The organism is Melissospora conviva, from assembly GCF_049523535.1.
Taxonomy (GTDB): Bacteria; Actinomycetota; Actinomycetes; order Mycobacteriales; family Micromonosporaceae; genus Melissospora; species Melissospora conviva.
In genome coordinates this window covers 112,868-126,232 of record NZ_JBLLDT010000002.1, presented here as the reverse complement: position 1 = coordinate 126,232, position 13,365 = coordinate 112,868, and the positions used below count along the sequence as shown (strand labels likewise).

Sequence of the window (13,365 nt, the reverse complement as noted above, 5' to 3'; positions counted from 1 at the left end):
GTCCGCCGAGCGCCGATCAGGAGAGACCGCGATGACCGACCTGCGCCCCGGTGCCGACACCCCCTCAGCCCGCACGGCCCACGCCGGTTCGCCGGACCGTGGCCCGGCCCCTGCCGGCGCCGATTCGCCCGCCGCCCGCGCCGGGTACGCCGATCCGCCGCCGCGAATGGGTTTCTTCACCGACACCAGCGTCTGCATCGGCTGCAAGGCCTGCGAGGTCGCCTGCAAGGAGTGGAACGGCGTCCCGGACACCGGTTTCGACCTGCTGGGCCTCTCGTACGACAACACCGGCGCCCTGACCGCGAACTCCTGGCGGCACGTCGCCTTCATCGAGCAACCCGCCGCCCCGGCCCCCGCCCCGGCCGCCGGGCGCACCCAGTTCCTCGGCATGCCCGGCGCCGCCCCGCCCGGTCGCGACAGCACGGCGCCGCGCACCGACTTCCGCTGGCTGATGATGTCCGACGTCTGCAAGCACTGCACCGAGGCGGCCTGCCTGGACGTCTGCCCGACCGGTGCGCTCTTCCGCACCGAGTTCAGCACGGTGGTGGTGCAGGAGGACATCTGCAACGGCTGCGGTTACTGCGTCTCGGCCTGCCCGTACGGGGTCATCGACAAGCGGGCCGGTGACGGCCGGGCCTGGAAGTGCACCCTCTGCTACGACCGCATCGGCGCGGGCATGACGCCGGCGTGCGCCCAGGCATGCCCGACGGAGTCCATCCAGTACGGCGAACTCGACGAGCTGCGACGGCGCGCCGACGAACGGCTGGCGCACCTGCGGGATGCGGGCGTGAGCTCCGCTCAGCTCTACGGGCATGACCCGGGCGACGGTGTCGGCGGTGACGGGGCGTTCTTCCTGCTGCTGGACGAGCCGGAGGTCTACGGTCTTCCGCCGGACCCGGTGGTCACCACCCGGGACCTGCCGAAGATGTGGCGGCGTGCCGGGCTCGCAGCGCTGGCCATGGCGGCGGCCACCGTCGCCGCCTTCGTGGGAGGTCGACCGTGAGCAGCGCAGCGCAGGACCCGGCCGGGCGCGAGCGCGCCGGGGGAGACGCGGACCGGGTCGGCGACCGCTTCCGCCGCTACCAGGCCGGGATGTCGGCCGGCGGGGACCCGGCCGGCGACCCGCTCCGCGGCCGGCCCGGTGCCACCCCGGGCCGCGGGTCGGCGGGCGGTCGCGGGCGGGGCGGTGGCCGCGGTGGTCGGGGGGAGCAGCCCGCGGTGCCGCCGGCGGAGTTCACCTCGTACCACGGTCGGCCGGTGCTCAAGGCGCCGGTCTGGACCCGGGACATCCCGGCGTACCTCTTCACCGGCGGCCTGTCGTCCGGGGCGGCGCTGCTGGCCGCTGGCGGCGACCTGACCGGCCGTACGGCGCTGCGCCGCGCCGGGCGGCTCACCGCGCTCGGCGCGATCGGCGCCAGCACCTACTTCCTCATCGCCGACCTGGGCCGCCCGGCGCGCTTCCACCACATGCTGCGGGTGGCGAAGCCGACCTCGCCGATGTCGGTCGGCACCTGGATCCTGTCGGTGTTCGGCCCGGCGGCCGGCATCGCCGCGATCGCCGAAGCCGCGCCGCTTCTGCCGCGCCGGGGCCCGCTCGGGCTCGTCCGGCGGCTGCTGCCCGGCGCGGGCCGTGCCGCCGGTCTGGTCTCGGCCACCACCGCGCCGGCGCTGGCGACCTACACCGCCGTCCTGCTCGCCGACACCGCGGTGCCCTCCTGGCACGAGGCGTACCCGTACCTGCCGTTCGTCTTCGCCGGTAGCGCGCTGGCCAGCGGCGCCGGCAGCGCCCTGATCGCGGTCGCGCCGCAGCAGGCCGGCCCGGCCCGCCGGCTGGCGGTGGCCGGCGCCGCGCTGGAACTCGCCGGTGCGCACCGCATCGAGCGTCGCCTCGGCCTGCTCAGCGAGCCGTACCGCACCGCACGGGCGGGTCGGCTGCTCCACGCCGGGCGGGCGCTCACCGCGGCCGGGGTGGCCGGGGCGCTGCTGGGGCGCCGTAGCCGGGCGGTCTCGGCGCTGTCGGGGGCGGCGCTGCTGGCCGCCTCGGTGGTGACCCGCTTCGGACTCTACGAAGGTGGCGTCGCCTCGGCCCGCGACCCCCGCTACACGGTGATGCCGCAGCGCCGTCGCCGCGATGCCCGGACGGCTGCCGGCACTGCTCCTCAATGAGCCGGCCGACGAGGATTGCAGAGTCGACACCACCACCGGCACTGACTGATCTTGATAGCATGGCGGGCGTTGGCTTCGATGGGCGTGCATGCACCCCGGAAGCCATTGGAGGCGTTCAGGCGGCTGGTGCCCCTCCCGGTCTTCAACACCGGTGTGGTCCGGGATCCGGGCCAGGCGGGTTCGATTCCCGTCCGCCTCCGCCACCCGACGACGTGAGGACGGTCCATGGGCGACGGTGCGAGCGACCCGCGCCGGCGGATACCCCGTACCGACGCGCTGCTCGCCGATCCGCGGCTGGCGGCAGCCGTGCACCGGTTCGGCCGCGCCCGCGCCAAGTCCGTGATCGCCGAGGCGCAGCAGCGTGCCCGTCGCGGTGAGATCCCGCCCGAGCAGGTCGCCGACACCGCCGCCGGGCTGCTGACGCAGGACCGCGGACGGCGTGGTGTCCTCAATGCCACTGGTGTCGTGCTCCACACCAACCTGGGCCGGGCCCCGCTCTCGGGCTCCGCCGTCGCCGCCCTGGTGGCCGCAGCCGGGCACACCGATGTCGAACTCGACCTGGCCACCGGCCGGCGGGCCCGGCGCGGCCGGGACGCCCTGGCCGCGCTCGCCGCGGCGGTGCCCGCCGCCGGTGACGTGCACGTGGTCAACAACGGCGCCGCCGCGCTGGCACTGGCCGCCGCGGTGCTCGCCGGCGGCCGGGAGATCGTCGTCAGCCGCGGCGAACTCGTCGAGATCGGCGACGGGTTCCGCCTGCCCGACCTGCTGGTCAGCACCGGCGCACGACTGCGCGAGGTCGGCACCACCAACCGCACCACCCTGGCCGACTACGCGGCGGCGATCGGTCCGCAGACCGGCTTCGTCCTCAAGGTGCACCCGTCGAACTTCGTGGTCTGCGGCTTCACGTCGGCCGTGCCGGTGCGGCAACTGGCCGGCCTCGGCGTACCGGTGGTGGCCGACATCGGCTCCGGGCTGCTGCGGCCCGATCCGCTGCTGCCCGACGAACCGGACGCCGCCACCACCCTCGCTGCCGGCGCCGACCTGGTGACCGCCAGCGGCGACAAGCTGCTCGGCGGTCCGCAGGCCGGGCTGCTGCTCGGCCGCGCCGATCTGATCGAACGGCTGCGGCGGCACCCGCTGGCCCGCGCGCTGCGGGTCGACAAACTCACCTTCGCGGCCCTGGCCGCGACTCTCGCCGACCCATGCCCGCCGGTACGCGCGGCCCTGCACGCCGATCCCGTCGAGCTCCGCCGGCGGGCCGAGCGCCTCGGCGCGGCGCTGGGGCGGGCCGGGCACAAGGCCGAGGTGGTCCCCAGCGCCGCGGTCGTCGGCGGCGGGGGAGCGCCCGGCGTCGAGCTGGACTCCTGGGCGCTCGCTCTGCCGGCGGCCCACGCGGCGGCGCTGCGCGGGGCCGACCCGGCCGTTCTCGGCCGGGTGGTGCGCGGGCGTCTCCTGCTCGACCTGCGCTGCCTCGCGCCGGAACAGGACGCGCTCCTGCTCGCCGCCCTGCTGCGCCTGCCCGCGGAGACCTGAGGTGTGGGTGGTCGCCACGGCCGGGCACGTCGATCACGGCAAGTCCACCCTGGTCCGCGCGCTGACCGGAATGGAGCCGGACCGCTGGGCGGAGGAACGCCGCCGGGGGATGACCATCGACCTCGGCTTCGCCTGGACCACCCTGCCCTCCGGCGCGACGGTGGCCTTCGTCGACGTACCCGGCCACGAGCGGTTCGTGCCGAACATGCTCGCCGGCGTCGGTCCGGTCCCGGCGGCGCTGATCGTGGTCGCCGCCGACGAGGGCTGGATGCCGCAGTCAGCCGAGCATCTGGCCGCACTGCACGCCCTCGGCGTCCGGCACGCTCTGCTCGCGGTGACCCGTACGGACCTCGCCGATCCGGGTCGTGCGCTGCGCCAGGCCCGCGCCGAGATTGCCGCCACCAGCCTCGGAGAGGTGGCGGCGGTGGCGGTCAGCGGCACCACCGGCGCCGGCCTGGACGAGCTGCGGTTCGCGCTGGACCAGCTCGGTGCGGCCCTGCCGGCGCCGTCGACCTCGGCGCCCGTACGGCTCTGGGTCGACCGTTGCTTCGTCGTGCGCGGCAGCGGCACCGTCGTCACCGGAACCCTCGGCGCGGGGCGGCTGCGCGTCGGCGACGAACTGGAGATCGCAGGCAGCGGCGAACGGGTCCGGGTACGCGGACTGCAGTCGCTGGGCCGGACCTGCTCGCAGGTGCCGGCGGTGGCCCGGGTGGCGCTCAACCTGCGCGGCGTCGCACATCAGCGGCTCGCCCGCGGCGAGGCGCTGCTGAGCCCGGGGCGGTTCCACCGCAGCGACTGCGTCGACATCCGCCTGGCCGGCGATCCGGCCGCCGACCTGCCCGCGCAGCTCACCCTGCACGTCGGCGCGGCCGCGGTCGGCGTGCGGGTACGCCCTCTCGGACCGGACACCGTCCGGCTGCGACTGGCCACCGCGCTGCCGCTGCGCGTCGGTGACCGGGCACTGCTGCGCGACCCGGGTCGGCACCGGGTCACCGGCGGGGTCACCGTGCTCGACGTCGACCCGCCGCCACTGCGCCGGCGCGGCGCCGCGGCGGCCCGGGCGCAACTGCTCGCCGCCATGGACGGCAGCCCCGACTTCACCGGCGAGCTGCGCCGTCGCCGCCTGGTGCAGGGTGCGCGCCTGGCCCGGATGGGGGTGCCCGTGCAGGGGACGCCGCTGGCCGGGGACTGGTACGTCGATCCCGCGCACCGCGACGACCTGCGTGCGCGTCTCGCCGCCGAGGTGGCCCGGCACCAGCGGGAGAACCCCCTCGCCGCCGGGCTGCCGGTCGACACGCTCTGCCGGCTCCTCGGACTGCCGGACCGGGCGCTGCTGGCACCGCTGGTCCCGGCGCCGCTTGTGCTGCGCGACGGCCGGGTGGGCACGCCGAGCCCGCTTCCGGCGGGGGTGCTGCGGGCCGTCGAGCGGATCCGGCAGGACTTCGCGCACGCGCCGTTCCGGGCACCGGAGAGCGACCTGCTGACCGCCCTCGGGCTCGGGCCGCGGGAGATCGCCGCCGCCGTCCGCTCCGGCCTGCTCTTCCGGGTCGCCGAGAATGTCGTGCTGCCCCCGGACGCCGTCGAGGCGGCGGCTCGGGTGCTGGCCGGCCTGCCGCAGCCCTTCACCCTCAGCGCGGCCCGCCGAGCCCTGGACACCTCCCGGCGGGTGGCGGTCCCGCTGTTGGAGACCCTGGACCGCCAGGGAGTCACCCGGCGGCTGCCGGACGACTCCCGGACGCTCGGCGGGCCGTGAAACCGGGCCCGCCGACGCCGCGGCTCGCCTACCGTGAGCAGGTATGGAGGCCGCTGCGATCTGGCGGGACAAGAACCACCGGTGGCGCATCGAGGCGTACCGGGCCCCGGATCTGCGGTTCGCCGTCTACGCCACGAACGCGCTGGCGGAGTCGGCGCCGCTCTGGCTGTTCGGCATGCGCTCGCTGGCCCGGTGGCTCATGTCGCACTCCATCGAGCTGGACGACCTGGAGAAGGCCTGAGCGGTGCACCTGGACTTTTCTCGGCGTTCGTAGTATTTGACCGTTTTGCGGGGTTTACCGTGCGGTGGTGAAGAACCGACGTTTTCGCATCTTCGTGGCGGTCGCCGCCGGCCTGGCGGTGCTCTACTTCGGCAGCGGCGGCGACTCGGCGGGCCAGGACCGCCAGATCTCCAACGGCGTCCTGATCTGGGCGCTGATCGCGGCAGCCGCCGTCTACCACCTCACCAGACCCAGCGACAGTGGCACCCCGGTGAGCTGAGCGCCGCTCACCGGGCCGGCTGGACACAGGCATCCGGTACGAGGTCGCCGAGGTCGACCCGGATCAGCGCGGCGACAAGCCGGTCGAACTGCCCAGCCGAGACCAGTTCGCGCAGCGCGCGCGCATCCGCGGGCAGCCCCACCCGGCGGGCGCCGGAGAGCACCCGCCGGTCGGCGAAGGGCCGCAGATCGGTCCAGACCCGCTGCACCTCGCGCAGGAAGATGTCAGCGCCGGTCGGCCCGATGCCGGGGAACCCGGTGAGCAGCCGCCGCAGCGCCACCGGATCCGCGCCGGCCTCGGCGTGCAGCCGGCGCAGGTCGCCGCGCCAGCGCTGCCGGCAGAGCACCGCGCCCTCCCCGAGCCGGGTCGCGGTGCTCTCGTCGTACCGCCGGTAGTGGGCCCGGCCGAGCGCGTCGACCCGTTGCTGCCAGCTCAGCCGTTCCATCCCCGACGGTGTCGCACCGCCGGCGGCGAAGAGTTCCCGGGCGGCGGCCACCGCCATGCCGGCGCGGATGCGGGTGCTGAGCAGCTCCGCCAGGACCAGCAGCTGGTACAGCGGCCGTGGCCGGTCGGCCAGCGTGATCCCCGCGCTTTCGGCGTAGGTCCGCCCGCCCTGGTCCACCAGGCAGCGGGCGAGCGTCGCATCGTCGGTCACCGGCACCGGTTACCCTCCCGGCCCGCCGGTATCCGCCGCATCCGCGTATGCGCGGCCGTGCCCCGGGTACGCGAAGCGGGGTCGTGCCGCGACCATCGGCGCGACCGGGAGAGAGGGGAAATCCGTGACGAACGTCCAGCAGCCGGAGATGCGGCGCAACGGCAAGAACCCGACCGTGCAGGACAGCAAGGGGCCGGCGCCGCATGCTCCTCGTCGCCTCCGGGTCAGCGTGGCTCGCCAGGGCCCCGTTCGCCCTTCGGGCCCAGTCCCCGGTCACTGCGGAGTACGCCCCGGCGCCCCCGCTCGTCCTTGAGGATGCGGTTGGCCTCCTCGTTGGCGTGCTCGTCGACCGCGCGGCCGGAGTTCTCCAGCTCCTTGCGCAGCCTGGCGCGTTCCACGTCGTACGCGTGACTTCCCGGTCGTGATCCCGGCATGATGCCTCCCCGTGTTCTGGTCCGGCCCCGCGCCTACCCGGCGGCACGGCGGTCATGCCGGTATCGCCGGCCGCGGACGGCGGGGCGGCCGCCGACCGGGCTCGGGCGCCGCCCGGTATGGTCTTTGCCGTGCAGCAACAGTTGCAGTCGGAGGGTGATCTGCCGGTGGTCGCTCCGGCCGGCCGGGCTTTTCTCGACTCGCCCCCGGACCAGCTGGCCGAGACCGCAGACCGCCTCGCCCGCGCCGAGCTCGGCGCGCGCCGGCTGGAGGTGCTGCTCGCCGACTACCGGCTCAGCGGTCTCTGGCCTGTGATCTCCGCCGGGAAGCCGACCTCGCTGATGGACGGTGCCGCCGCCGGTTCCCAGCGGTGTTTCCGCAGCCAGCGCCGGATCGTCGAGCTCCTCGCCGAGGGGGGCTGCCGGTGGCACCTGCCGATGACGATCTGGGGGGACCGGATCGGTGTGCTGCGCGTCGACTTCGATCCCGAGCCGGCCGAGCCGACGCTGCGCCGGGCGCAGTTGATCGCCGACGAACTGGCGCTGGCGTTGCGCGCGGCGGACCAGTGCACCGACAGGTACCGGCGCAGCCGCCGGCAGGAGCGGCTCAGCATGGCAGCCGAGCTGCAGTGGGAGCTGCTGCCGGGGCGCGCGCTGACCGGTGTGACGTACCGGCTCGCCGGGCAGCTCGAGCCCGCGTACACGATCGGCGGTGACCATTTCGACTGGTCGGTCGAGGACCGGCGGCTGGTTGTCACCGTGCTCAACGGCGACGGCTGGGGGCTGTCCGCGGCGCTGCTGACGTCGCTGACGGTCAACGCCATGCGCAACGCCCGCCGGGCCGGCGGCAACCTCGTCGAGCAAGCCGAGCTGGCGTCGGACACCGTCTACTCCCACCACCGCGGAGAGCGTCACGTGGCGACCCTGCTGCTCGACGTGGACCTGGACAGCGGACGGGTCCGGGCGGTCGACGCCGGTTCGCCGCGGGCGCTGCTGGTCCGCGGGACGACAGTGCGGCCGCTGGAGTTCGAGCAGCAGATGCCGCTGGGGATGTTCCCCGAGACCCGCTACGAAGAGCAGGAGTTCGACCTCGAACCGGGTGACCGGCTCTTCGTGGTCAGCGACGGGGTCCACTCGGCCGGGTCCGGCGCCAGTGCGCCGTACGGCGACCGGGCGATGCCGCGGGCGATGCGGGCGGCCCGGTTACAGCCCGCCGGGGAAGCCGTCGGCGCGGTCATGCGGGAAATGTACGCACACCATGCGGGCTCCGGCCTGCGTGACGACGCGGTGATCGTCTGCCTGGACTGGCTGGGGCCCGCGCGCGCCGAACCCGACGGCGGTCGCGGCGGCGTCTGTCCGTGATGTACCACGTGAGGCGGCATCAAAGCACCGGGAACGGGTACGCCGCCGGGCGATCCTCGAGGAGGGGACGCGCGGGCGGGGGCCCTCGATGCGTTATGACGAATTCGTCGGCCAGGTGCGCCGGCGCGGCGGGTACGCCGACGAGGCCGAGGCCGCGGTCGTCACCCAGGCGGTGCTGGGGGTGCTCGGCCACCGTCTCGACGAAGCCGATGCCGAAGAGCTCGGCTGCCGGCTGCCGCTGCCGATGGGGATGTGGCTGACCGGTGACGGCGGTCCGTCGGTGCCGATCGGCACCGACGAGTTCCTCCAGCGAGTCGGGATCGCGACCGGGGTGCCACCGGAGACCGCCGAGACCGATGCGCGCGCGGTGCTGCGTACGGTCGCCGCGGCGGTCTCGGCGACCGAACTCGACGCGGTGCTGGCCCGGCTGCCCGCCGGTTATGCGGCGCTCTTCGGCCAGAACGGCGATCATTCCGACACCTAGCCTCCTAGGACGGTCTGGACGGCGTGAGGTCGACGTCACCAAACGAACCCCGGGCCGAGCGCACGGCAGACAGGTCCCGGGCCAGCGGGCCGATATAGTGGCAGCGCGAAAGAGCGGCTTCAGGTCCACAGCCGGCCCCGGCAGCCGGCCGGCGAGCCGCCGGGCAGTAGGCGCAACGACCCGGTGGTGAGCGGAGCCGGCCCGGCCAGATGGCACCGGTCCTCTCCCCACCTGCCGCGGTGGCTGCGCCGCCGGGCACCGGAACCGCACAGCGGTGTTGCAGAGGGAGGTGCGGTGACGAGTCGGCCGTCCAGGACGACCCGCTCCCAGTCCGGCGGTTCCGGAGCAGGGGGCATCGGCGACCGGATCCTCACCATCCCCAACCTGATCAGCTTCGCCCGGCTGATCGGCGTACCGGTCTTCCTCTACCTGTTCCTGAGCGCACGGGCCGACCTCGCTGCCATGGTGGTGCTCGCCATCGGCGGCACCAGCGACTGGGTGGACGGCTACCTCGCCCGCCGGATGGACCAGGTCAGCCGGCTCGGGGAGCTGCTCGACCCACTCGCCGACCGGCTCTACATCCTCGCGACGCTGGTGGCCTTCACCCTCCGCGACGTGGTGCCCTGGCAGTTCACCGCCGCGTTGCTCGCCCGGGAGGTCCTGCTGTTCGGGTCGCTGCTGGTGCTGCGCCGCCACGGCCACGGACCGCCCCCGGTGCACTACGTCGGCAAGACCGCCACCTTCATCCTCCTTGCCGCCTTCCCGGTGCTGCTGCTGGCCGCGGCGGTGCCCGCGGCGGCCACCGTCGCCATGGCGATCGGCTGGGGCCTCGCGTGGTGGGGCCTGGTGCTGTACTGGGTGGCCGGCGCCCTCTACGTGGTGCAGGCGACCCGGCTGGTACGGGAGTCGCGGCGCCTGCGGGAGTCGCGGTGAGCCGTCCCGTCGACCCCGGCTCTCCCGGCGACCCGGAAGGCACTCCGGCGAGCAAGCCGGAACGGCACTACGCCCCCGATTTCCTCACCCAGCTCTTTCAGGACCCGCTGGATCCCGGCTACGCCGACGCGGCGGCCGGCCGCTCCGGTGACCGCGAGGCCCGCACCTGGCGCTGGGGAACCCTGCGCACCCTCACACTGGTCACTCTGGTCGTGACGGGGATGCTCTTCGCGATGGCGTACCGCAAGACCGTCGCCGAGGAGCCCGACCGCAGCCAGGCCCGGGCCGGACTGATCGCGCAGATCCACGAGCGGGAGAAGGACGCCGACGATCTTGCCCGCCGCACCGAACAGCTGCGCCGGGAGGTCTCCGCGGCCCGGTCCGCCGCGCTGACCGACACCGAGGCCATCCGGCTGCGTGAACTGGAGGCGGTGACCGGCTTCGGGCGGGTCAGCGGTGACGGTGTCGTGGTCCGGGTCGCCGACGCCCCGGACGCCGAGAGCGCCAACAGCCGCGTCCTCGACATCGATCTGCAGAAGATCGCCAACGCGCTCTGGAACGCCGGTGCCGAGGCGATCGCGATCAACGGGCAGCGTCTCACCTCGACCTCGACCATCCGGTCGGCCGGCGGCACGATCCTGGTCGATTTCCGGCCGGTCACCGGCCCGTACGAGGTCACCGCCATCGGACCGCGGCAGATGGAGCGCGAGTTCTCGGCCAGCGAGACCGCCGGCGTGATGCGCAGAGTCGTCCAGGTCTACGGCATCTCGTTCGAGATCGCCGACGCCGACGACCTCACCCTGCCGGCCGCCGCTGAGCCGCAGTTACGCTACGCCGAGCCGCTGGTGACTCCGGATCCCACGGAGTCGGGCGCGGCGAACGGCTCGCCGCCGATCGGGGCGAGCCCGCGACCGAGCTCCTCCGGAGGTGGCTGATGATCCCGGTACTGGCGTTGGTGGCCGGCATCGTGCTCGGGCTGTATCTCGACCCGGCGGTGCCGGCGCCGCTGCTGCCGTACCTGCCGATCGCCGTCGTGGCGGCGCTGGACGCGGTCTTCGGCGGCATCCGGGCCAAGCTGGACGGGATCTTCGACGACAAGCAGTTCGTGATCTCGTTCATCTCCAACGTCCTCGTCGCCGGCCTCATCGTCTACCTCGGTGACCAGTTGGGTGTGGGCGGCCAGCTCTCCACCGGCGTGGTGGTGGTACTCGGCGTCCGCATCTTCGGCAACGTCGCCGCGATCCGCCGACACCTGTTCAGAGCGTAGGTTTGCTGTGATGAGCCAGGAACCGAGCGATACCGGCACCGGCTGGCCCGCGGGTGCGGCACCGGGCCGCCCCGCCGGCGCTGCCGGCGAGCCCGATCCGCGCCCCGACGCGCCCCCGGCCGACGAGCTGAGCGACATCTCGCCGGCCGCGGCGCGCGAGCTCGGCGCCGACGGGACGCCGACCGGCACGGGCGATGCGCAGCAGGAGGTGCCGGCGAGCACGGCGCTGCCCGGCGTGCCGTCCGCGCAGCCGCAGCCGGCCGCGCGTCGGGCACCCGAGCGCGGCGCCGGGGCCGATGAACCCGGGCCTGCCGCCCTCGCGGAAGCGCCCGAGCACGGCGCCGCGGTCGGCGAACCCGAGCAGGACGCCGGAGCCGAGACGACCGGGGCGTCTGCCGGCGGGGACGGCGCCGCGCCTCGCGGCGGTCTCAAGTTCTGGGCGCCGTTCTCCGGGGGCACCCCGGCGGGACTGGTCATTGTGATCTTGCTGGCACTGCTCGGGTTCACCGTGGCGGTCCAGTTCAAGTCCACCGCCACCGACGGGTCGCTGAGCACCGCCCGGCAGGAGGACCTGGTCCGCATCCTCTCCGACCTGCAGTCCCAGGAGGAGCGCCTCAACCAGGAGATCCGTGAGCTCGAGGAGAGTCAGCGGCAGCTGCGCTCCGGCGAGGAGGGCCGGCAGGCGGCGCTGGAGGAGGCGGCCAAGCGTGCCGACGAGCTCGGCATCCTCGCCGGCACGCTCAAGGCCACCGGGCCCGGCATGGAGGTGACCTTCGCAGGGCGGGGTACGCCGATCAGCGCCTCTGTGCTGCTCAACGCCGTGCAGGAGCTGCGCGGCGCCGGCGCCGAGGCGATGCAGATCTCCGGGGCCGACCGCGGAATGGTGCGCATCGTCGCGTCCACCTACTTCGTCGACGCGTCTCCTTCCGCCGAGAGCGGTGTGATCGTCGACGGCCGGCGGTTGACCGGGCCGTACACGATCACGGTGATCGGTGATCCGGCGACGATGCGGACCGCGCTGAACATTCCGGGCGGGGTGGTCTCATCGGTGAGCAAGGACGGCGGTACCGTGACCATGGAAGAACGCAGGACGGTGGAGGTCATCGCCGTGCGCGGATCGATCAGCTTGAAACATGCCCAGCCGGTATCCTGACCGCGCGGCGCGCGGCGTGTCGCCTCGCCCCGCGTGATCAGCGCGACGACGAAGGACTCGACTGGTGATACCTGATGATCTGCGGTACACCGCCGACCACGAGTGGGTGGCCGGCGGCGAGGGCGCGAACGTGCGGGTGGGCATCACCCACTTCGCGCAGGACGCCCTGGGTGACATCGTCTACGTGCAGCTGCCCGAGACAGGTGCCGTGATGACAGCCGGGGATCCGTTCGGAGAGATCGAGTCGACCAAGAGCGTCTCGGAGCTCTACGCGCCGGTCGACGGCACGGTGGTGGCCCGCAACGAAGCGCTGGCCGACACCCCCGAGCTGATCAACACCGACCCGTACGGCGAGGGCTGGCTGATCGAGCTGGCGCCGGCCGAACCGGCCGCGGTGCAGAACCTGCTCACCGCGACGGCGTACGGCGAACTGACTGGAAGCTGAGCGCGCGGACATCGCGATGGCGGTGTGTGCGCGTCCGGTTGCTCTGTATTTCGGCGCTGGCTAGGCTCGTCCAGTTGACCGAGAAGAAACCATAGGGCGTTACGGAATTGCCTTCCCTGGGCACGGGGAGCCAGCCGCCGGGAGTGAAAGCACTCGGCGGCCAGACCCGCCATCCCTGACGCCGACTGAATAGAACCGTGAGGTGGTCCCATGACGCGCCCAGACGACGAGTTCCCCCCACTCGACGTCACTTCGACGCTCAATCTCGGTTCGCTCGAGGAAGTGCTCGAGGGTCCGGAGACCGAGGTGGCGCCGAACCGCATGTCCGGTTCGCTGCCCCCCGGGATGGCGCTGCTGGTCGTCCGGCGGGGTCCGAACGCCGGAGCCCGGTTCCTCCTGGACCACGACGTCACCACCAGCGGGCGGCACCCCGACAGTGACATCTTCCTCGACGACGTGACGGTTTCCCGCCGCCACGCCGAGTTCCACCGTGACGGCAACACCTTCACGGTCCGGGACGTGGGCAGCCTCAACGGCACCTACGTCAACCGGGAGCGGGTCGAGGCGGCAACGCTGAGCAACGGTGACGAGGTGCAGATCGGCAAGTTCCGCGTCGTCTTCATCGCCGGTCCGCGTGCGGAGCAGGGGGCCGGCCGGGGGTGAACGAGCCTGCGGCGGCGACG

16 protein-coding genes and 1 tRNA gene are annotated in these 13,365 nt (G+C 73.8%); 15 read left to right on the top strand and 2 right to left on the bottom strand.

Annotation, left to right across the window (positions count from 1 at the left end):
* Positions 1 to 31 precede the first annotated feature (31 nt).
* From ACK8GG_RS05760 to ACK8GG_RS05730, 7 genes are all read left to right on the top strand, one after another.
* The gene (locus ACK8GG_RS05760; RefSeq protein WP_440353041.1) at positions 32 to 1,003 is read left to right on the top strand and encodes a 4Fe-4S dicluster domain-containing protein; all 972 of its coding nucleotides are present in this window, start codon (positions 32 to 34) and stop codon (positions 1,001 to 1,003) included.
* On the top strand, positions 1,000 to 2,166 hold the full coding sequence (nrfD, locus tag ACK8GG_RS05755; RefSeq protein WP_440355751.1) for an NrfD/PsrC family molybdoenzyme membrane anchor subunit: 1,167 nt from the start codon (positions 1,000 to 1,002) through the stop codon (positions 2,164 to 2,166). Before ACK8GG_RS05760 ends, nrfD begins: the two co-directional genes overlap by 4 nt.
* A 107-nt stretch (positions 2,167 to 2,273) precedes the next feature.
* Positions 2,274 to 2,369 (top strand) — tRNA-Sec (locus ACK8GG_RS05750).
* 22 nt (positions 2,370 to 2,391) lie between these two features.
* Positions 2,392 to 3,699, top strand: a complete 1,308-nt coding sequence (selA, locus tag ACK8GG_RS05745) for an L-seryl-tRNA(Sec) selenium transferase (RefSeq protein WP_440353043.1) — start codon at positions 2,392 to 2,394, stop codon at positions 3,697 to 3,699.
* A 1-nt stretch (position 3,700) separates the two neighbouring features.
* The gene (gene selB, locus ACK8GG_RS05740; protein ID WP_440353044.1) at positions 3,701 to 5,452 is read left to right on the top strand and encodes a selenocysteine-specific translation elongation factor; all 1,752 of its coding nucleotides are present in this window, start codon (positions 3,701 to 3,703) and stop codon (positions 5,450 to 5,452) included.
* A gap of 43 nt (positions 5,453 to 5,495) precedes the next feature.
* A complete protein-coding gene (locus ACK8GG_RS05735) occupies positions 5,496 to 5,693 on the top strand; it encodes a hypothetical protein (RefSeq protein WP_440353045.1) in 198 nt (65 codons plus the stop codon).
* A 67-nt stretch (positions 5,694 to 5,760) separates the two neighbouring features.
* The gene (locus ACK8GG_RS05730; RefSeq protein ID WP_440353046.1) at positions 5,761 to 5,952 is read left to right on the top strand and encodes a hypothetical protein; all 192 of its coding nucleotides are present in this window, start codon (positions 5,761 to 5,763) and stop codon (positions 5,950 to 5,952) included.
* 7 nt (positions 5,953 to 5,959) lie between these two features.
* Here the strand turns inward: ACK8GG_RS05730 and ACK8GG_RS05725 are convergent, their stop codons facing one another.
* Together ACK8GG_RS05725 and ACK8GG_RS05720 are read right to left on the bottom strand one after the other, a co-directional pair.
* A complete protein-coding gene (locus ACK8GG_RS05725) occupies positions 5,960 to 6,607 on the bottom strand; it encodes an HhH-GDP family DNA glycosylase (protein ID WP_440353047.1) in 648 nt (215 codons plus the stop codon).
* Between the two features lie 224 nt (positions 6,608 to 6,831).
* Complete coding sequence (locus ACK8GG_RS05720) at positions 6,832 to 7,041, bottom strand: phosphatidylethanolamine-binding protein (RefSeq protein ID WP_440351030.1); 210 nt, start codon at positions 7,039 to 7,041, stop codon at positions 6,832 to 6,834.
* Between the two features lie 129 nt (positions 7,042 to 7,170).
* On the opposite strand from ACK8GG_RS05720, the gene ACK8GG_RS05715 reads away from it, so the two are divergent.
* The 8 genes from ACK8GG_RS05715 to odhI all read left to right on the top strand — a co-directional run bounded on the left by ACK8GG_RS05715 (position 7,171) and on the right by odhI (position 13,345).
* Positions 7,171 to 8,400 (top strand): PP2C family protein-serine/threonine phosphatase, encoded by a 1,230-nt coding sequence (locus ACK8GG_RS05715; protein WP_440355750.1) that lies wholly within the window; start codon positions 7,171 to 7,173, stop codon positions 8,398 to 8,400.
* Positions 8,401 to 8,488: 88 nt separating this feature from the next.
* Complete coding sequence (locus tag ACK8GG_RS05710) at positions 8,489 to 8,884, top strand: DUF2267 domain-containing protein (RefSeq protein ID WP_440351028.1); 396 nt, start codon at positions 8,489 to 8,491, stop codon at positions 8,882 to 8,884.
* Between the two features lie 294 nt (positions 8,885 to 9,178).
* On the top strand, positions 9,179 to 9,817 hold the full coding sequence (gene clsA / locus ACK8GG_RS05705; protein ID WP_440355749.1) for a cardiolipin synthase ClsA: 639 nt from the start codon (positions 9,179 to 9,181) through the stop codon (positions 9,815 to 9,817).
* On the top strand, positions 9,814 to 10,752 hold the full coding sequence (locus tag ACK8GG_RS05700) for a DUF881 domain-containing protein (protein ID WP_440355748.1): 939 nt from the start codon (positions 9,814 to 9,816) through the stop codon (positions 10,750 to 10,752). The genes clsA and ACK8GG_RS05700 overlap by 4 nt, the downstream gene beginning before the upstream one ends.
* Positions 10,752 to 11,084 (top strand): small basic family protein, encoded by a 333-nt coding sequence (locus ACK8GG_RS05695; protein WP_440351025.1) that lies wholly within the window; start codon positions 10,752 to 10,754, stop codon positions 11,082 to 11,084. The genes ACK8GG_RS05700 and ACK8GG_RS05695 overlap by 1 nt, the downstream gene beginning before the upstream one ends.
* Before the next feature lie 10 nt (positions 11,085 to 11,094).
* A complete protein-coding gene (locus ACK8GG_RS05690; RefSeq protein WP_440353051.1) occupies positions 11,095 to 12,237 on the top strand; it encodes a DUF881 domain-containing protein in 1,143 nt (380 codons plus the stop codon).
* A 64-nt stretch (positions 12,238 to 12,301) separates the two neighbouring features.
* The gene (gene gcvH / locus ACK8GG_RS05685; protein WP_440353052.1) at positions 12,302 to 12,682 is read left to right on the top strand and encodes a glycine cleavage system protein GcvH; all 381 of its coding nucleotides are present in this window, start codon (positions 12,302 to 12,304) and stop codon (positions 12,680 to 12,682) included.
* Positions 12,683 to 12,892: 210 nt separating this feature from the next.
* On the top strand, positions 12,893 to 13,345 hold the full coding sequence (gene odhI, locus ACK8GG_RS05680; RefSeq protein WP_440351022.1) for an oxoglutarate dehydrogenase inhibitor Odhl: 453 nt from the start codon (positions 12,893 to 12,895) through the stop codon (positions 13,343 to 13,345).
* Positions 13,346 to 13,365 lie beyond the last annotated feature (20 nt).

Bases quoted from the DNA above. Each gene is read 5' to 3' on its own strand.
- ACK8GG_RS05760 (WP_440353041.1), top strand. From the start codon at position 32: ATGACCGACCTGCGCCCCGGTGCCGACACCCCCTCAGCCCGCACGGCC.
- selA (WP_440353043.1), top strand. From the start codon at position 2,392: ATGGGCGACGGTGCGAGCGACCCGCGCCGGCGGATACCCCGTACCGAC.
- ACK8GG_RS05735 (WP_440353045.1), top strand. From the start codon at position 5,496: ATGGAGGCCGCTGCGATCTGGCGGGACAAGAACCACCGGTGGCGCATC.
- ACK8GG_RS05720 (WP_440351030.1), bottom strand. From the start codon at position 7,041: ATGCCGGGATCACGACCGGGAAGTCACGCGTACGACGTGGAACGCGCC.
- ACK8GG_RS05710 (WP_440351028.1), top strand. From the start codon at position 8,489: ATGCGTTATGACGAATTCGTCGGCCAGGTGCGCCGGCGCGGCGGGTAC.
- ACK8GG_RS05695 (WP_440351025.1), top strand. From the start codon at position 10,752: ATGATCCCGGTACTGGCGTTGGTGGCCGGCATCGTGCTCGGGCTGTAT.
- ACK8GG_RS05690 (WP_440353051.1), top strand. From the start codon at position 11,095: ATGAGCCAGGAACCGAGCGATACCGGCACCGGCTGGCCCGCGGGTGCG.
- odhI (WP_440351022.1), top strand. From the start codon at position 12,893: ATGACGCGCCCAGACGACGAGTTCCCCCCACTCGACGTCACTTCGACG.